14 protein-coding genes are annotated in these 16,894 nt (G+C 74.1%); 7 read left to right on the top strand and 7 right to left on the bottom strand.

The window, feature by feature from the left end; genetic code table 11:
- Nucleotides 1-224 precede the first annotated feature (224 nt).
- Together ACQKM2_RS24665 and ACQKM2_RS24660 are read left to right on the top strand one after the other, a co-directional pair.
- Nucleotides 225-1,724, top strand: coding sequence for an AlkA N-terminal domain-containing protein (locus ACQKM2_RS24665; protein WP_427713270.1), 1,500 nt, complete (start codon nt 225-227; stop codon nt 1,722-1,724).
- On the top strand, nt 1,721-2,236 hold the full coding sequence (locus ACQKM2_RS24660; RefSeq protein WP_427713267.1) for a methylated-DNA--[protein]-cysteine S-methyltransferase: 516 nt from the start codon (nt 1,721-1,723) through the stop codon (nt 2,234-2,236). Before ACQKM2_RS24665 ends, ACQKM2_RS24660 begins: the two co-directional genes overlap by 4 nt.
- Before the next feature lies 1 nt (nt 2,237).
- Here ACQKM2_RS24660 and ACQKM2_RS24655 read toward each other — a convergent pair whose 3' ends face one another.
- Genes ACQKM2_RS24655 through ACQKM2_RS24645 form a run of 3 tightly spaced genes read right to left on the bottom strand, consistent with a single transcriptional unit; the run spans nt 2,238 to nt 4,985 of the window.
- Complete coding sequence (locus ACQKM2_RS24655; protein ID WP_042802173.1) at nt 2,238-2,666, bottom strand: hypothetical protein; 429 nt, start codon at nt 2,664-2,666, stop codon at nt 2,238-2,240.
- Between the two features lie 46 nt (nt 2,667-2,712).
- Nucleotides 2,713-3,213 (bottom strand): NUDIX domain-containing protein, encoded by a 501-nt coding sequence (locus ACQKM2_RS24650; protein WP_427713265.1) that lies wholly within the window; start codon nt 3,211-3,213, stop codon nt 2,713-2,715.
- Nucleotides 3,214-3,272: 59 nt separating this feature from the next.
- On the bottom strand, nt 3,273-4,985 hold the full coding sequence (locus ACQKM2_RS24645; RefSeq protein ID WP_427713263.1) for a BCCT family transporter: 1,713 nt from the start codon (nt 4,983-4,985) through the stop codon (nt 3,273-3,275).
- Between the two features lie 142 nt (nt 4,986-5,127).
- On the opposite strand from ACQKM2_RS24645, the gene ACQKM2_RS24640 reads away from it, so the two are divergent.
- Nucleotides 5,128-6,276 (top strand): glycerate kinase, encoded by a 1,149-nt coding sequence (locus ACQKM2_RS24640; RefSeq protein WP_427713261.1) that lies wholly within the window; start codon nt 5,128-5,130, stop codon nt 6,274-6,276.
- A 303-nt stretch (nt 6,277-6,579) separates the two neighbouring features.
- Here ACQKM2_RS24640 and ACQKM2_RS24635 read toward each other — a convergent pair whose 3' ends face one another.
- Complete coding sequence (locus ACQKM2_RS24635) at nt 6,580-7,506, bottom strand: GntR family transcriptional regulator (protein ID WP_427713259.1); 927 nt, start codon at nt 7,504-7,506, stop codon at nt 6,580-6,582.
- A gap of 126 nt (nt 7,507-7,632) precedes the next feature.
- Between ACQKM2_RS24635 and ACQKM2_RS24630 the strand changes: the two genes are divergently transcribed.
- Complete coding sequence (locus tag ACQKM2_RS24630; protein WP_427713258.1) at nt 7,633-8,775, top strand: FAD-dependent monooxygenase; 1,143 nt, start codon at nt 7,633-7,635, stop codon at nt 8,773-8,775.
- Here the strand turns inward: ACQKM2_RS24630 and ACQKM2_RS24625 are convergent.
- On the bottom strand, nt 8,763-9,368 hold the full coding sequence (locus ACQKM2_RS24625) for a cysteine hydrolase family protein (RefSeq protein WP_427713255.1): 606 nt from the start codon (nt 9,366-9,368) through the stop codon (nt 8,763-8,765). The genes ACQKM2_RS24630 and ACQKM2_RS24625 overlap by 13 nt on opposite strands.
- 113 nt (nt 9,369-9,481) lie before the next feature.
- Here ACQKM2_RS24625 and ACQKM2_RS24620 point away from each other — a divergent pair, with 113 nt between their 5' ends.
- From ACQKM2_RS24620 to ACQKM2_RS24610, 3 genes are all read left to right on the top strand, one after another.
- Nucleotides 9,482-10,468, top strand: coding sequence for a GlxA family transcriptional regulator (locus ACQKM2_RS24620; protein ID WP_427713253.1), 987 nt, complete (start codon nt 9,482-9,484; stop codon nt 10,466-10,468).
- On the top strand, nt 10,465-13,263 hold the full coding sequence (locus ACQKM2_RS24615; protein ID WP_427713250.1) for a SpoIIE family protein phosphatase: 2,799 nt from the start codon (nt 10,465-10,467) through the stop codon (nt 13,261-13,263). Before ACQKM2_RS24620 ends, ACQKM2_RS24615 begins: the two co-directional genes overlap by 4 nt.
- Nucleotides 13,264-13,359: 96 nt before the next feature.
- A complete protein-coding gene (locus ACQKM2_RS24610) occupies nt 13,360-14,112 on the top strand; it encodes an Ig-like domain-containing protein (protein WP_427713248.1) in 753 nt (250 codons plus the stop codon).
- Here ACQKM2_RS24610 and ACQKM2_RS24605 read toward each other — a convergent pair.
- Nucleotides 14,096-16,174 carry a SpoIIE family protein phosphatase gene (locus ACQKM2_RS24605; protein WP_427713246.1) on the bottom strand — a complete coding sequence of 693 codons (2,079 nt, stop codon included), beginning with the start codon at nt 16,172-16,174 and terminating at the stop codon, nt 14,096-14,098. The two genes, ACQKM2_RS24610 and ACQKM2_RS24605, sit on opposite strands and share 17 nt — an antisense overlap.
- A gap of 137 nt (nt 16,175-16,311) precedes the next feature.
- Nucleotides 16,312-16,791, bottom strand: a complete 480-nt coding sequence (locus tag ACQKM2_RS24600) for a DUF3574 domain-containing protein (RefSeq protein ID WP_427713244.1) — start codon at nt 16,789-16,791, stop codon at nt 16,312-16,314.
- Nucleotides 16,792-16,894: the final 103 nt, after the last annotated feature.

The following is a 16,894-nucleotide window of genomic DNA, read 5'->3' as shown; positions in this document are numbered from 1 at the left end:
CAAACGCCGGCGAGGCTGAAATCAGCCTCGCCGGCGTTTGAGGCGCGGGGGTCCGGGGGCGGAGCCCCAGGGGAACGGGCGAAGGGCGGGTAGGGGACCCAGCCAGCGCAGCGGCAACGCACCCGCACCCGGCACGGGCCGCAACCGTCGGCGGGCCGGCGCGGCGTAGCCTTGATGTCGGAAAACTGCCAGCCCCGCACCCCGCCGACCGGCAGGCTGGAGCCATGTACACCGACACCGACCGCTGCGTGCGGGCCGTGCAGTCGAAGGACTCCCGGTTCGACGGGTGGTTCTTCACCGCGGTCCGGACGACCGGCATCTACTGCCGGCCCAGCTGCCCGGCCGTGCCGCCCAAGGTCGAGAACATGAGCTTCCTGCCCAGCGCCGCCGCCTGCCAGCAGGCCGGGTACCGGGCCTGCAAGCGGTGCCGGCCCGACACCAGTCCCGGCTCCCCCGAGTGGAACGCCCGCGCCGACGCCGTCGCGCGCGCGATGCGGCTCATCCAGGACGGGGTGGTGGACCGCGAGGGCGTGCCCGGGCTCGCGCTGCGGCTCGGGTACTCGACCCGGCAGGTCGAGCGGCAGCTGGGCGCCGAGCTCGGTGCCGGGCCGCTGGCCCTGGCCCGGGCGCAGCGCGCCCAGACCGCCCGGCTGCTCATCGAGACCTCCGAGCTCCCGATGGGGGACGTGGCCTTCGCCGCCGGGTTCTCATCGATCCGGAACTTCAACGAGACCGTCCGGGAGGTCTTCGCCCTCACCCCCGGCGAGCTGCGCCTGCGGGCGGCCCGCGGGTCCGGCGGGCGGGGCGAGCCGCGGATCCCGGGGACGATCGGCCTGCGGCTGCCGTACCGGGCCCCGCTCAACCCCGACAACCTCTTCGGGCACCTCGCCGCGACCGCCGTCCCCGGGGTGGAGGAGTGGCGTGACGGGGCCTACCGGCGGACGCTGCGGCTCCCGTACGGCTCCGGGGTGGTCGCGCTGACGCCCGGCCCCGACCACATCGGCTGCCGGCTCGCGCTGACCGACCTGCGGGACCTGACCATCGCCATCAGCCGGTGCCGGTGGATGCTCGACCTGGACGCCGACCCGGAGGCGGTCGACGGCCAGCTGCGCACGGATCCGCTGCTGGCCCCGCTCGTGGACAAGGCCCCCGGGCGCCGGGTCCCGCGTACCGTCGACGCGGCGGAGTTCGCCGTGCGGGCAGTCCTCGGGCAGCAGGTGTCCACCGCCGCCGCCCGTACGCACGCCGCCCGGCTGGTGGCCGCGTACGGGGAGCCCGTGGAGGACCCCCACGGCGGGCTGACCCACCTGTTCCCCTCCCCCGCCGCGCTGGCCGGCATCGACCCGGAGTCGCTGTCGATGCCGCGCAGCCGCCGTACGACCCTCACCACCCTGGTCACCGCCCTGGCCGACGGCTCGCTGCCGCTCGGCATCGACAGCGACTGGGAGGCGGCCCGCGCCCGGCTGTCCGCGCTGCCCGGCTTCGGGCCGTGGACCACCGAGGTCATCGCGATGCGGGCGCTGGGCGACCCCGACGCCTTCCTCCCGTCCGACCTGGGGGTCCGCAAGGCCGCGCGGGCGCTGGGCCTGCCGTCCACGCCCGCCGCCCTGACCGCCCGGGCGGCCGGCTGGCGGCCCTGGCGCGCGTACGCCGTCCAGTACCTGTGGGCCACCGACGACCACCCGATCAACCATCTGCCCGTAGCGCAAGGAGCACCGTCGTGAGCAGCACCGTGAGCAGCGTCAGCAACAAGGTCCACACCGTCGTCGACAGCCCGTACGGGCCGCTCACCCTGGTCGCCACCGACGGGGTCCTGAGCGGGCTGTACATGACCGGGCAGCGGCACCGCCCGGCCGAGGAGTCCTTCGGCGAGCGGGTGGCGGACTCCGAGGAGCCCTTCCCGGAGGTGCGGCGGCAGCTGGCCGCGTACTTCGCCGGGGAGCTGACCGAGTTCACCGTGCCGGTGCGGCTGGAGGGCACCGCGTTCCAGCGCAGCGTCTGGGAGCAGCTCGTCCGGATCCCCTACGGGCAGACGTGGTCGTACGGGCAGCTCGCGGCGGAGCTCGGCAAGCCGAACGCCTCGCGCGCGGTCGGCCTGGCGAACGGGAAGAACCCGGTCGGCATCATCGTGCCCTGCCACCGGGTGATCGGCGCCTCGGGCTCGATGACGGGGTACGGCGGCGGCATCGAGCGCAAGGTGCGGCTGCTGGAGTTCGAGAGCGGGGACGCCGCCTAGCTCAGATCACCACGAGCGGGGCGAGCAGGGCGAAGCCGGCGCCGGCTTCGACGGCGTAGGCGTAGAGGGAGGGGTGCTGGACGGGGGCGGCGAGCAGGACCACGCTGTTCTGGGTGGCGGCCGCCTTGATCCAGTCGTCGTCGGCGCCGAGCCGGCCCTGGTACCAGCCTTCGCAGGCGCCGGGGCCGGTGACGGCGAGGACGTCGTCCTCGCGGCGGTAGAAGGCCTGCCAGCCCTCGGCGGGCGCGGACCAGCCCTCGAAGTCCTCGAAGGCGGACCAGCCGCCCTCGCGTATCGCGGTGTCGAACAGCCAGATCGGCATTCCCTCTTCGGAGACCTCGCCGCCCGACTGCTCGTCGGTGGTGAAGTGGACCATGGGGAGGGCGTCGGGCCCGTCGGCCGTGCTCGGCCAGGCGTACATCGTGATCATCTGTTGATTCTGCCCTGGTCGGAGGAGTCCAAGTACGCGGGGTGGTTCAGGGGTTGACCGGCCGGCGGCCGTTCTCCAGTTCCACGGTGCCCTCGCCCGTCTCCAGGGCGCGGTACGCCTCCTGGGTGCGCAGGCCGAGCGATCCGAGGAGGTGGGTGGTGAGTTCGGCGGGCTCGACGAGCTTCCAGGAGAGCAGTTCCTCCTCCTGGAGCTTGACGGAGTCGAGCTGTGCGGCGTCGAGGACGCCGCCGTCGTAGAGGTAGGCGACGAGCGGCGGGCGGCCGGCGCCGGTGCTCCAGTCGACGGCGAGGAGCCGGCCGAGCGGGACGTCGATGCCGATCTCCTCGGCACTCTCGCGCCGGGCGGCCGTACGGGGTGACTCGCCGCTGTCCGATTCGACCGTTCCGCCCGGCAGGGCCCAGCCCTCGCGGTAGTTGGGCTCGACGAGCAGGACCCGGCCCCGTTCGTCGCGGAAGAGGGCGGCGGCTCCGGCCAGCACCCGGGGCAGGCTCGCGATGTAGGTGGCGAAGTCATCCGTGGTGGTCACGCGGCCACCCTAACCGGCGGTAGGGGGCGCCGGGCAGGGCGGGCCCGTGCGGAACCCGTTCAGGTGGAGTCGCCGTCCTCGCGGTCGCGCCCCCGGGATTCGGCGACGCGGCGCAGCCGGGGGTGGCGGGCCTGGCCCTGCTCGGTGATGGCGTCGCCGACCATGGCCTTGACGGCGTCCCGCAGCCCGTGGAGGGCGGGGTGGCGGGCCGGTCCGGCGCCGGGGTCCTCGCGGAGTTCCTTCAGCAGGGCCCAGCACAGCAGCAGCATGACGATCACGAAGGGCAGCGCGACCAGGATGGTGGCGGTCTGCAGGGACTTCAGGCCGCCCGCGACGAGCAGCACGGCGGCCACCGCGGCCATCAGCACGCCCCAGGTGACGACGAGCCAGGTGGGCGGGTTCAGGGAGCCGCGGCTGGTGAGGGAGCCCATGACCAGGGAGGCCGAGTCGGCGCTGGTGACGAAGTACGTCATGACCAGGAGCATGGCCACCCAGGAGGTGAGGGTGCCGAGCGGGAGGGCGTCGAGCATGGCGAAGAGGGAGGCCTCGGCGCCTTCCTTGACCGTGGAGGCGAGGTCGGCGGCGCCGGTGGAGTCGAGGCGGATGGCGGTGCCGCCCATGACGCAGAACCAGACGACGGTGGCGCCGCTGGGGACGAGCAGGACGCCGATGAGGAACTCGCGGATGGTGCGGCCGCGGGAGATGCGGGCGATGAAGGTGCCGACGAAGGGGGCCCAGGAGAGCCACCAGGCCCAGTAGAAGATGGTCCACGCGCCGAGCCAGGCGCTGTCGGTGAAGGCGCCGGTGCGGGTGGCCATGGGCAGGAGTTCGTGCAGGTAGCTGCCGACGCCGGCCGGGATGACGTCGAGGATGTAGACGGTGGGCCCGAGGACGAAGACGAAGAGCATCAGGGCGGCGGCGAGCACGATGTTGATGGTGCTGAGCCATTTGACGCCCTTGTGGAGTCCGGAGAAGGCGGACAGCACGAAGGCGGCGGAGAGGGAGGCGATGATGACCAGCTCGACGCCGGTGGAGTCCTCGATGCCGGTGGTGATGTTGAGGCCCTCGGCGACCTGGAGGGCGCCGAGGCCGAGGCTGGTGGCGGTGCCGAAGACGGTGGCGAAGACGGCGAGCAGGTCGACGGCCTTGCCGGGCCGTCCGTCGGCCCGCTCTTGCCCCATGAGCGGGACGAAGGCGGAGCTGAGGCGGTTGCCGCGGCCCTTGCGGAAGGTGGCGTAGGCCAGGGCGAGGCCGGCGATGCCGTAGATCGCCCAGGGGGTGAGGGTCCAGTGGAAGAACGAGTAGTCCAGGGCGGCACGGGCGGCGGCCCCGGTGCCGGGGGCGGCGCCGCTGGCGGGGGGCGGGTTGAGGTAGTGGGTGAGCGGCTCGCCGACCCCGTAGAACATCAGGCCGATGCCCATGCCGGCGCTGAACATCATCGCGATCCACGCGAGGTTGCCGAACTCGGGCTCGGAGTCGTCGGCGCCGAGCCGGATCCGGCCGAAGCGGCTGATCGCGAGGACGACGCACATGACGAGGAAGACGTCGGCGGCGATCACGAAGAGCCAGGCGAAGTTGGCGAGCACCCAGGCCAGGGCGGTGGAGGAGGCGGTGTCGAAGGAGTGCTTGCCGAGGGCGGCCCAGCCGACGACGGCGAGCACGGCGATCACGCCGACGGTGACGACCCCGAGGTCGGGAGAGTCGTCCGCCGGACCCCCGGACCCCGTTCCGGGGGCGTCCGGACGTGCTTGTTCCAGTGATTCCGCGCTCATGGGGCCACACTATGCGGGGATATATCCCTATTTACACGCATGGCGCGCCGCATGTGGCCCAGGCCACTCATGGGCATAGGAGGATCCTCCGGATAAGCTCATGGTGGCGCGACTGCACTGTTCGATAGCAAGGGATAGCAAGGTGACGGACGGAGCAGTAACTGAGGCCGCGCGCGTGCTCATCGCCGCGGACAAATTCAAGGGCTCGCTCACGGCCGTTCAGGTCGCCGAGCGGGTGACGGCCGGCCTTCGCAAGGCCGTACCGGGCGTGGAGGTCGAGACCCTCCCCGTCGCGGACGGCGGCGACGGCACGGTCGCGGCCGCCGTGGCGGCCGGTTTCGAACGCCGGGAGGTACGGGTCACCGGACCCCTCGGCGACCAGGTCACGGCCGCTTTCGCCCTGCGCGACGGCACCGCCGTGGTCGAGATGGCGGAGGCCTCCGGGCTCCAGCTGCTGCCGGCGGGCACCTTCGCCCCGCTGACGGCGACCACGTACGGCTCCGGCGAGGTGCTGAAGGCCGCGCTGGACGCGGGAGCGCGCTCGATCGTCTTCGGTGTGGGCGGCAGTGCCACCACCGACGGCGGCGCGGGCATGCTGGCCGCGCTGGGCGCGGTGTTCCTGGACGCGAACGGCGAACCGGTCGGTCCGGGCGGCGGCGCGCTGGCGCAGCTGGCGTCGGCGGACCTGTCCGGGGTCGACCCCCGCTTCGCGGAGGTGGAGTTCGTCCTCGCCAGCGACGTGGACAACCCGCTGACCGGCCCGAAGGGCTGCGCGGCGGTGTACGGCCCGCAGAAGGGCGCCTCGCCGCAGGACGTGGCGACGCTCGACGCGGCGCTGGCGCACTTCGCGGTGGTGCTGGAGAAGTCGATCGGCGCGAAGGCGGCCGAGCTCGCCGCCTCCCCGGGCGCGGGTGGCGCGGGCGGCATCGGCTACGGCGCGCTGCTGCTGGGCGCGAGCTTCCGCCCCGGCATCGAGCTGATGCTCGACGTGCTGGGCTTCGCCCCGGCGCTGGAGCGGGCCACGCTGGTCATCACGGGTGAGGGCTCCCTGGACGAGCAGACCCTGCACGGCAAGGCGCCGGCCGGTGTCGCCGCGGCGGCGCGGGCGGCGGGCAAGCCGGTGGTGGCGGTGTGCGGGCGGCTGCTGCTGGGGCAGGAGGCCCTTCAGGGGGCGGGCATCAGCAAGGCGTACCCGCTGACGGACCTGGAGCCGGACCCGGCGAAGTCCATCCCGAACGCCGGGCCCCTGCTGGAGCGCGTCGCGGAGAACATCGCGGCCGAGGTCCTCTGACCCCTCGCCTGCGGCGCTTCCGAGGCCCGTCACCCCCGTGGGGGGTGGCGGGCCTCGCCGCTGCCCTGGCCGGGCGGGGGGGGCGGGTGCCGCTGCGCGGGGCCGGTCCCCTACCCGCCCTTCCACCGTTCCCAGGGGCTCCGCCCCTGACCCCGGTCCTCAAACGCCGGACGGGCTGTCCATAGCCCCGCCGGCGTTTGAGGCGCGGGCGCGGTAGCGCCGTGTCTGTAGCCGCGCCCGGCGACTGAGGGCGAGAACGGTTGAAGGGCGGGTAGGGGACGGCCCCGCGCAGCGGAACGGCTGTCAGCGCGCGGCGGCCACCCGGGCGGACAGGCCGTCCAGTAGGGCCGTCAGGCCGAAGCGGAAGAGGGACTCCGGCGACAGGGCGGACCGCCCACGGGCCGCGGCGAACGCCGGGAAGGCTCCGCCGTCGACCAGCGCCGCCAGCCGGGCCTCCTGGGCCCGCATCCAGTCCTCCCCGCTCACCCCACTGGCACGCGCCGCCTCCGACTCCGGCTCCAGATCCACCGCGTGGCCCCGCACGTACCCGAAGAGCGTCACCGCGGCGTGCATCCGGGTGTCGTCGTCCAGGCCCAGCCCCTCCAGGGCGGCGAGCGCCCAGTCGATGTGCCGGATGCCGTTCGGGACCAGCAGCGGGCGGTTGAGGTTCATGGCCCCGGCGAGCCAGGGGTGCCTGCCGTACAGCCGCCACTGCACGGCCGCCGACAGTTCCAGCCGGTCCCGCCAGTGCGGCGGCGGCCGCTCCGGCAGGGCCTCCTCCGCGAAGACCGCGTCGGCCATCAGCACCACCAGCCGCTCCTTGCTGCCGACGTGCCGGTACAGGGACATCGCCGAGACCCCCAGCTCCGTGCCGAGCCGCCGCATGGTCAGGGCGGCCAGCCCCTCCGCGTCGGAGATCTCGATCCCCGTACGGACGATCCGCGCGCGGTACGCGGAGTCGTCGGCCGGCCGGCGCACGGGCGCGCCCGGGGCCGGGCGGTCGGCGACCACCGTGCCGACCCCCGGCACGGCCCGGACCAGGCCCTCCTGGCCGAGCGCCGCCAGGGCCTTGCTCGCCGTGGCCATGGCCACCCCCCACCGCTGGGTGATCGCCCGCGTCGACGGCACCCGGTCCCCCGGCCGCAGCTCGCCGCTCTCGATCCGCCGCCGCAGCTCGCCGGCGATCCGCGCGTAGGGCGCCCCCGGCACCTCTGGCGCCTCTTCCTTCATCCCACCCTCCTGGTGCACTAGTACGCCCCTACCCTAGTGCACTAGGTTGCTTTGCCAAACTAGCCAGTTCCCACGGGGTATCTCCGTCTGTACGTTGTACACATCACCCCGAGAGAGGAACCGGAAATGAACAAGAACGTGCTGATCTCCGGCGGCAGCGTCGCAGGCCCCGCCCTCGCCTACTGGCTGCACCGCCACGGCTTCACCCCCACCGTCGTCGAGCGGGCGCCCCGGCTGCGCGACGGCGGCTACGCGGTCGACTTCCGCGGCGAGGCCCTCGACGTCCTCGACCGCATGGGCCTGCTGGACGCCGTCCGCGCCCTGGACACCGAGATGGGCGACGCGGCCATGGTCGACGCCGAGGGCAGGCGGTACGCCACCCTCCCGGCGGCGGTCTTCGCGGGCGACCTGGAGGTCCTCAAGGGCGACCTCACCCGGCTGCTGTACGAGGCCACCCGCGAGCACACCGAGTACGTCTTCGGCGACTCGATCGCGAGCCTGGAGGAGGACGGGGACGGCGTCCTCGTCGCCTTCGAGCACGGCGCGCCCCGCCGCTTCGGACTGGTCGTCGGCGCGGACGGCCTCCACTCGAAGACCCGGGCCCTGGCCTTCGGGCCCGAGGAGCGCTACCTGCGCCACCTCGGCATCCACACGGCGATCTTCAACCTGGACAACTACCTGGGACTGGAGAACACCGGCCTGCTGTACTCCGTCCCGGGCAAGGCCGCCAACATCTTCACGGCCCGCGCCAACACCGAGGCCCGGGCGGCCTTCCACTTCGCCGCCGACGGCCTGCGGTACGACCGCCGGGACACGGCCGCGCACAAGCGGATCGTCGCCGAGCGCTTCGCCGGCGAGGGCTGGGAGGTACCCCGCCTGCTGGCGGAGATGGACGCGGCCGAGGAGTTCTTCTTCGACTCCAACGCCCAGGTGGAGATGGACACCTGGGCCGCCGGCCGGGTCGTGCTGCTGGGCGACGCCGCCGCGTGCGCGGCGCCCACCTCGGGCCGCGGCACCTCGCAGGCCCTGATCGGCGCCTACGTCCTGGCGGGCGAGCTGGGCACGAGCGGCGGCGACCACACGGCCGCCTTCGCCGCGTACGAGGAGCACATGCGCGGCTACGTCGCCGAGCACCAGGCCCTGGGCCGCGAGGGCGCCGAGCGGTTCTTCATGCCGGCCCCGACCCAGGAGGTCCTCGACATGCTCGCCGCGAACGCCCCCGAGAACACCCGCACCGAGCCGGTCCGCCTCCAGGACTACGGGGTGTGAGGCGCCCCGGCGGCGTCGAGCACCTCGGCCGTGGTCAGCACGCGGGCGAAGCCGCCGCCGTGCAGGTTGACCGCTGTGGCGGCGGCCAGTTCGGCGGCGGTGAGGGACAGGCCGTCCGGACCGGAGAGGTCGAAGGTGTGGGTGGCGTCCAGCGGGACCAGCACCTCGTAGCCGAGGTTGCCCGCCATCCGGGCGGTGGTCTCGACGCACATGTTGGTCTGGATCCCCGCCACGACCAGCTGGCGGATGCCGCTCGCGTCGAGCCATCCGGCCAGGTCCGGGCTGCCGTAGAAGGACGAGTTGACGGTCTTGGCGACCAGCAGGGCCGCCTGGCCGCGGCGGTCCTCGACGAAGTCCTTGAAGGCGTTTCCGGGCTGGTCCGGGGCCAGCACCGAGCCGGGCCGCTCGGAGTCGTGCCGCACCAGCACCACCGGGCGGCCGGTCTCCCGCCAGGCGTCCATGAGGGCGGCGATGTTCCCCTCGGCGTCCGGGTTGTCGCGCTTCCCCCAGAAGGAGGCGTCGTCGAAGCCCTTCTGGACGTCGATCACGAGCAGGGCGCTGTCGGCGGCGATCTCGATCGCGTTCTCTGTCATGGCTCCATCGTGTCCGCCCCGGCACACCCGCCCCAGGGGCCCCGGGGCCGCGGATCGATGGGATCCTGCCAGTCTGGCAGTACCGCCCTCCCGGGCTCTGGCACAGTGGCCCCATGCAGCGCGTCGCCATCGTCGCCCAGCCCGGGATCCGCAGCTTCGACCTCGCCGTCATCACCGAGGTCTGGGGCCCCGACCGCAGCCGCACCGGGGTGCCCGTCTTCGAGCTGCGCCGCTGCGCCCTGGACGACGGGCCGATCTCCCTGCCGGGCGGGCTGACCCTGATGCCCGACCGGGATCTGGACTGGCTCGGGCAGGCCGACCTGATCGTCGTACCGGCACTGGCCGAACCCGCCGACCCGACGCCCGAGCCCGTCCTCGCCGCCCTGCGCGCCGCCCACGCCCGCGGGGTGCCGGTGGCCGCGCTCTGCGCCGGGGCGTTCGTCCTCGCCGAGGCCGGGCTGCTGGACGGCCGCCGGGCGGTGACGCACTGGTGGCTGGCCCCGCAGCTGGCGGCCCGCTACCCGGCGGTGCTGGTCGAGGAGGCCCCGCTCTTCGTGGAGGACGACGGCCTGTGGACCTCGGCCGGGGTGGCCTCCGGGATCGACCTGTGCCTGCACCTGGTCCGCGAGGCCCACGGCGCGGAGGCCGCCGCCGCCATCGCCCGCTCGATGGTGACCGGCCCCTTCCGCACCGGGGACCACGCCCAGTACCTGGACCGGCCCACCCCTGCGGCGGACCGCACGGGCGAGGCGCTGGCCGCGGTACGGCAGCAGGCGCTGCGCCGGCTGCACGAGCCGCTGGACGTGGCCACCCTGGCCCGCTGGGCGGGCATGTCCCCGCGCTCCTTCGCCCGGCACTTCACCGCTGCCACCGGCACCACTCCGCACAAATGGCTGCTGAGCCGCCGTCTGGACGAGGCCCGCAAGCTGCTGGAGCGCACCGACCATCCGGTGCCGGAGGTGGCCCGGCGCGCCGGGTTCGCCAGCGAGGTCACCTTCCGCCAGCACTTCGGCGCGTCCTTCGGGCTGAGCCCGCGCGCGTACCGGGCGGCCGCGGCCACCGCTCCCGCGGGCGGCGACAGTGTTAGAAATGGCTCATGACCGGACGTTCGGGTCGGCAGAGGGAGACGCGTTCCCCGAGCCTGCCCGCGCGCCTGTGGCGGGCCCGGAACAGCATCGCCGGCCAGGTCTTCTCCGTCACCGCCGTCATCGTGCTGGTGCTGATCACCGCGGCCGCGCTGGCGCTGGTGTTCCAGGCCCGCTACGACAGCGAGCGGGGTGCCCGGGACCGCTCTCTGGCCGCCGCCGAGGCCTTCGCGCACGCCCCCGGCCTGCCCGCGGCGCTGAAGTCCGCCGACCCGACGGCCGAACTGCAGCCGCTGGCCGAGGACGCCCGCCGCGCCTCGGGGCTGGACTTCGTCGCCGTCATGACCACCGACGGGATCCGCTACACCGACTCCAGACCGGAGCTGATCGGGCAGCGCGCCACCGGGGACCTCGCCCGCGCGGCGGCCGGGAACGCCTTCACCGAGGTGTTCAAGGGCGATCCCAGCGACGCGGTCCGCGCCGTGGTCCCCGTACGGGACGCGCGGGGCGCCGTCGTGGGGCTGGTCGCCACCGGCATCGAGGTGGAGAACGTCGGCCACGCCGTGGAGGGGCAGCTGCCGCTGCTGCTCGGCGCGGCGGCGGGCGCCCTGCTGCTGGGCACCGGCGGCGCCGCCCTGGTCAGCCGCCGGCTGCGGCGCCAGACCCGGGGGCTGGGGGCGGTGGAGATGGCCCGGATGAACGAGCACCACGAGGCGGTGCTGCACGCCGTGCGCGAGGGCGTGCTGATCGTCGGGGCCGACCACCGGCTGCTGCTCGCCAACGACGAGGCGCGGCGGCTGCTGGACCTGCCGCCGGACGCCGAACAGCGGTACGTCGGCGACCTCGGCCTGGACCCGCGCACCACCGAGCTGCTGCTGTCGGGGCGGGTCGCGACGGACGAGGTCCACCTGGCGGGCGACCGGCTCCTCGCCGTCAACGTACGGCCCACGGAGCCGTTCGCCGGGCGGCCGTCGGGCAGTGTCACCACCCTGCGCGACACGACCGAGCTGGCGGCGCTGTCCGGGCGCGCCGAGGTGGCCCGGGAGCGGCTGCAGATGCTCTACGAGGCGGGCGTGCGGATCGGCACCACCCTGGACGTGGTGCGGACGGCGGAGGAGCTGTCGGAGGTGGCGGTGCCGCGGTTCGCGGACTTCGTCACCGTCGAGCTGCTGGAGCCGGTGCTGCGCGGGGACGAGCCCTCGCCGGGGGCGGGGGTGCACACCCGGATGCGCCGGGCGGCGATGAGCGGGACGCGCACCGACCAGCCGCTCCAGCCGGTCGGGGACGTGATCCGCTTCGACGTGCCGACGGCGCCGATGGCGACGGCCCTGGCCGCGGGGCACGCGGTGCTGGCCGCCGACCTGCACGCGGCGATGGGCTGGCGGGCGCAGGACGAGCCGGGGACGAAGCAGGCCCTGGACTACGGGCTGCACTCGCTGATCTCCGTACCGCTCCAGGCCCGGGGCGTGGTGCTGGGCATGGCCAACTTCTGGCGGGCGGCGGACACCCCGGAGGCCTTCGACGAGGAGGACCTGTCCTTCGCGGAGGAGCTGGGGACGCGGGCGGCGGTGTCGGTCGACAACGCCCGGCGGTTCACCCGCGAGCACGCCACCGCCGTTGCCCTGCAGCGGAGCCTGCTGCCCCGGGTGCTGCCGGAGCTGAGCGCGGTGGACACGGCGTTCCGCTACCTGCCGGCGACGGCGGGGGTGGGCGGGGACTGGTTCGACGTGATCCCGCTGCCGGGGACCCGGGTGGCGCTGGTGGTGGGCGACGTGGTGGGGCACGGGGTGCACGCGGCGGCGACGATGGGCCGGCTGCGGACGGCGGTGCACAACTTCTCCACCCTGGACATGCCGCCGGACGAGCTGCTGGGCCACCTGGACGAGCTGACCGACCGGATCGACCAGCTGGAGGACGGGGATTCCGGTGCGGGCGCCGAGGGCCAGGGCCTGGCCGGGGACGCGGAGGAGCCGCCGACCGGGATCACCGGCGCCACCTGCCTGTACGCCGTCTACGACCCGGTGTCCGGGCACTGCACGATGGCCAGCGCCGGGCACCCGGGGCCCGCCCTGGTGCACCCGGACGGGCGGGTGGAGTTCCCCGAGCTGCCCACCGGGCTGCCGCTCGGGGTGGGCGGGATGCCCTTCGAGACGGCGCGGCTGGTGCTGCCCGAGGGGAGCCGGCTGGTGCTGTTCACGGACGGGCTGCTGGAGGACCGCGACCGGGACTTCGACAGCGGGCTCGCGCTGCTGAGCGAGACGCTGTCGCGGCCGGGCCGCAGCCCCGAGCAGGCCTGTTCGGACGTGCTGTCGGCGATGCTGTTCCCGGTGCCGAGCGACGACATCGCGCTGCTGGTGGCGGACACCCGGCGGCTGGAGCCGGACCGGATCGCGGAGTGGGAGGTGCCGGACGATCCGGCGGCCGTCTCCCGGGTGCGGCGGGAGGCCGCCGGGCAGTTGCGGGACTGGGGGCTGGAGGAAGCTTCCTTCACGGCGGAGCTGATCCTCAGCGAGCTGATCACCAACGCCATCCGGTACGGGAACGAGCCGATCCGGGTCCGGCTGCTGCGCGACCGGGCGCTGATCTGCGAGGTCGCCGACGGCAGCAGCACCTCCCCGCACCTGCGGTACGCGGCGACGACGGACGAAGGGGGCCGGGGCCTGTTCCTGGTGGCCCAGTACGCCGAGCGGTGGGGCACCCGCTACACGGAGCGCGGCAAGGTCATCTGGGCGGAGCTGTCGCCGTCGGGCGGCGAGGCCCCGGTGCCGCTGGAGATGGACCTGGACGCCCTGGAGGACCTGGCCTGGTGAGGGCCGCCCCGGCCGTGATCGGATCGGCGGCCCGTCCGGTGGGATGATGAGGGAGGCAGATCCGGCAGCCGGCCCCGAGGGCTCAGGAGGTGTGCCATGCATGGGCGAACGGTGGGCCTCACACTTTCCGGACTCCTGGTGCTCCCGGCGTTCGGCCCGGTCGGGGCGGAGGCGGCGCGGCTCCCGGCCGACGACCGCACGGTGAACTGCCCGAAGGCCGACTACTACGGCGACGAGTACACGCCGTGCACGAACGCGGACTTCCTGCTGCAGCCCAATGCGACCCTGCGAGCCCACACCACGCGCAGCTCCGACGGCGTCACCATCGCGGACCTGGCGGTCTACGAGCCGGGCGGCGGCCCCCAGCGGCCGCTCCGCACCACCGAGTACGTGGACGTCACCCCCTGGGTGACCCTGTTCACGAACCGGGAGAAGAACACGGTCCTCGTCAAGCTCAGGGCCATGCCGAGCTTCGCCATGGACAACGACAAGGCCATCGCCGTGGTCGTCCGGGTGGTGAACGCGGAGCCGGACAAGGGCACGGGCAAGGCCGTGCAGTCGCCCCCCACGGCGTTGAACCCCGTCGTCCAGGTGAAGCAGAACGGCCGGGTGACGGTGCCGGTCTCCGACCTCGCCTCCGGGAAGGGCGACCTGAGGATCGGCAAGCTGGGCGAACCGAGGCACGGCTGGGTGTCCCTGGAGAAGGGCCGGACGGTACTGGTGTACAAGCCCTTCAAGAACTTCAAGGGCACCGAGACGTTCCAGTACAGCGTGAACCAGTACAACCCGCAGAACCGCGGCGAGAAGCAGACGGCTCTGGGCGTGATCGTCATCAAGGTCGTGCGCTGAGCCGGGTGGTGCGGGCCAGGAGTACGGCCACGTCGTCCTGCGGGGCGTCGGGCAGCAGCCGGGCCAGGACGTCGTCGCACAGCTCCTCCAGGGGGCGGTCCGCGCGGCGCAGGGTTCGGGCGAGGCGGTCCATGCCCTCGTCGAGGTCCCGGTGGCGGCACTCGATCAGCCCGTCGGTGTACAGGGCGAGCAGGGTTCCGGGCGGCAGCGGGACCTCCTCGGTGCGGAACTCCCGCCCGCCGGTGCCCAGCGGGGTGCCCGGCGGCCCCTGGAGGAAGGAGACCCGTCCACCGGGGGTGACCACGGCCGGCGGCGGGTGCCCGGCGCGGGCGATGACGCAGCCGCCCGCGGCCGGGTCGTGGACGGCGTAGACGCAGGTCGCCATCTCGTCCTCGCCGAGGTCGGCGACGACGGCGTCGAGGGAGCGGAGCATCCGCGCGGGCGGTACGTCGTGGCGGGCGAGGGTGCGCACGGCGGTGCGGAGCTGGCCCATGACGGCGGCGGCGTGGATGCCGTGGCCCATGACGTCGCCGATGACGAGGCCGGTGCGGCCGCGGGGCAGCTGGATGACGTCGAACCAGTCGCCGCCGACGTCGTGGTCGCTGGCGGGCAGGTAGCGGCCGGTGAGTTCCAGGCCGGGGACCTCGGGGAGGGCGCTGTTGGTGAGGCTGCGCTGGAGGGTGAGGGCGGCCTGGCGCTGGCTGGTGTACATGCGGGCGTTGTCGATGTTGAGGGCGGCGCGGGCGACGAGTTCGTCGATGAGGACGCAGTCCTGCGCGTCGAAGGGCTCGCGGGAGCGCAGCCGGGTGACGGCGACGGCCCCGAGGACCTTGCCGCGGGCGACCAGGGGCACCATGCGGGCCGATCCGAGGGTGGCGAGGTAGTCGCGCAGGGCGCCGGCGCGGGGGTCGGTGATGAGGGCGGGGATGTCGGAGACGTACAGGTTCATGGGCACGCCCTCGGCGATGACGCGCTCGTAGACGGTCCCGGCGGGGATCTGGAAGGTCTGGCCGGGTGCCAGGCGGGAGGTGGGGGCGGCGGGGTCGGGGAAGGTGGCGGCGAGCCTGCGCAGCACCCCGTGGGTGGAGGCGGCGGCGACGGCGCTCTCGTCGGGGTCCAGGACGGCTTCGAGGAGCTGTACGTCGGCGGAGTCCGCGAGCTGCGGGACCAGCAGGTCGGCGATCTCCTGGGCGGTGCGGCCCAGGTCGAGGGTGGTCCCGATGCGGGTGCCGGCCTCGGCGAGCAGGGCGAAGCGGGAGCGGGCCCGTTCGGCCTCCAGGAGGGCCCGCTGGCCCTCGGTGATGTCGATGAGGGAGGCGATCAGGCCGAGGGCGCGGCCGCTGCCGTCGAGCAGGGGGGCGTAGGAGCAGGACCAGGTGCGGTCGTGGTCGGGGTCGGCGGGGGTGCGGCCGGTGCGGCGGACGTCGACGACGGCGGTGCCCTGTTCGAGCACCTGGCGCATCGTGTCCTCCAGGGCGGTGGCGTTGACCCCGGGGACGACCTCGCTGAGGCGCCGGCCGAGGTGTTCGGCGGGGGAGACGCCGTTCATCCGGGCGAGGGCGTCGTTGACGCGCAGGAAGCGCAGGTCGGGGCCGAGGGTGGCGAGGCCGATCGGGGACTGGGTGAAGAGGCTCTGGAGGGCGGCGAGGGAGTCCCGCATGCGCAGGACCTCGGAGGTCTCGACGGCGATGAGCATGGCCCCGGTGCGGCCCTGGGGGTCGACGGCGGGGACGATCCACATCTCCATGGCCACCCGGTGTCCGTCGCGGTGGCGCACGGGCAGGGTCCCGACGACGGTCTCGCCGGCCTGGACCCGGCGGGTCAGGTCGTCGGCGAGCTCTCGGTTGGCCTCGGGGACGAGCACGGCGGTGCCGGGGCGGCCGAGGATGTCCTCGGGGCGGTGGCCCAGCAGGTCCTGGGCGGCCAGGGACCACTCCACGACGCGGCCGTCCGCGTCCTCCCGCCACAGGGCGATCGGGAGCAGTTCGCGCAGTACGCCCGCGTACCCGACCGCCGCCGCCGGCGGGTCGGGCACCTTGCTCGTCGACTGGTACGTGTCCAATGCACCGACCTCACCCCGAGGGGGCCTGATTCGTACCGATTCACCCTATCCGAGCCCCCGGCGCGGGGCGCTCCGCGCGGTCCCGGCGGCGGCGTGGAGGGCCCCGGTCCGGGCGCGCCGGACCGGGGCCCCGCCGGTCAGAAGTCGACCTGGGAGCGGACGTCCTCCCGGCCGACCGATTCGAGCTCCCACATGGTGCAGTAGAGCCGGCGGATGTACTCGATGTCGGCGTTCCGGGCGCGGGCCTCGCGCACCGGGTACATGACGGTCAGCTCGTACGATCTCTCCTTGTTGATGTCGCCGTCCTTGTCACGCCACTGGCCGCGGCCCTCCTGGAGGGTCAGCCCGGAGGGGAAGCGCGGGGTGACCACCTCGGCGACGAACTTGTCGAACTCCTCCTCGGTGATCGGCGGGTGCCCGTCGTGGCGGCCGGTGCCGAAGTAGAGGTGGGTCGAGACGTACGGGCTGCCCGTCTGGGCGGTGTCCGCGTCGGCCGAGGCCGCCGAGACGGTACCGGCCCCCAGGGAGGCCTGGGGCGCCGGCCCGCCGAAGGCGAGGAGCAGCGCCGCCGCCGCGAGCAGACCGGCGGCGGGGGTGGAGATCCTTATGCTGCGCATGCAGTCGTCCAATCGGTCCGTGTGTCGTACGTGGTCCGCGGACCGGCGGGTGCGCGGGGCCGCCCTGGGGCGGGCCCGGTGCCGGTCCGGGAGGTCTGGGGGT

The organism is Streptomyces sp. NPDC004126 (assembly GCF_050275515.1).
In the GTDB taxonomy this organism is placed as follows: Bacteria; Actinomycetota; Actinomycetes; order Streptomycetales; family Streptomycetaceae; genus Streptomyces.
Note: the sequence above shows the minus strand (reverse complement) of the source record. Positions and strands in the feature narration are given on the sequence as shown.

What these genes read in the sequence shown, in the direction of transcription:
- ACQKM2_RS24645 (WP_427713263.1), bottom strand. Translation starts at nt 4,985, where the DNA reads ATGAGCGCGGAATCACTGGAACAAGCACGTCCGGACGCCCCCGGAACG.
- ACQKM2_RS24620 (WP_427713253.1), top strand. Translation starts at nt 9,482, where the DNA reads ATGCAGCGCGTCGCCATCGTCGCCCAGCCCGGGATCCGCAGCTTCGAC.
- ACQKM2_RS24665 (WP_427713270.1), top strand. Translation starts at nt 225, where the DNA reads ATGTACACCGACACCGACCGCTGCGTGCGGGCCGTGCAGTCGAAGGAC.
- ACQKM2_RS24630 (WP_427713258.1), top strand. Translation starts at nt 7,633, where the DNA reads ATGAACAAGAACGTGCTGATCTCCGGCGGCAGCGTCGCAGGCCCCGCC.
- ACQKM2_RS24625 (WP_427713255.1), bottom strand. Translation starts at nt 9,368, where the DNA reads ATGACAGAGAACGCGATCGAGATCGCCGCCGACAGCGCCCTGCTCGTG.
- ACQKM2_RS24655 (WP_042802173.1), bottom strand. Translation starts at nt 2,666, where the DNA reads ATGATCACGATGTACGCCTGGCCGAGCACGGCCGACGGGCCCGACGCC.
- ACQKM2_RS24635 (WP_427713259.1), bottom strand. Translation starts at nt 7,506, where the DNA reads ATGAAGGAAGAGGCGCCAGAGGTGCCGGGGGCGCCCTACGCGCGGATC.
- ACQKM2_RS24600 (WP_427713244.1), bottom strand. Translation starts at nt 16,791, where the DNA reads ATGCGCAGCATAAGGATCTCCACCCCCGCCGCCGGTCTGCTCGCGGCG.
- ACQKM2_RS24615 (WP_427713250.1), top strand. Translation starts at nt 10,465, where the DNA reads ATGACCGGACGTTCGGGTCGGCAGAGGGAGACGCGTTCCCCGAGCCTG.
- ACQKM2_RS24610 (WP_427713248.1), top strand. Translation starts at nt 13,360, where the DNA reads ATGCATGGGCGAACGGTGGGCCTCACACTTTCCGGACTCCTGGTGCTC.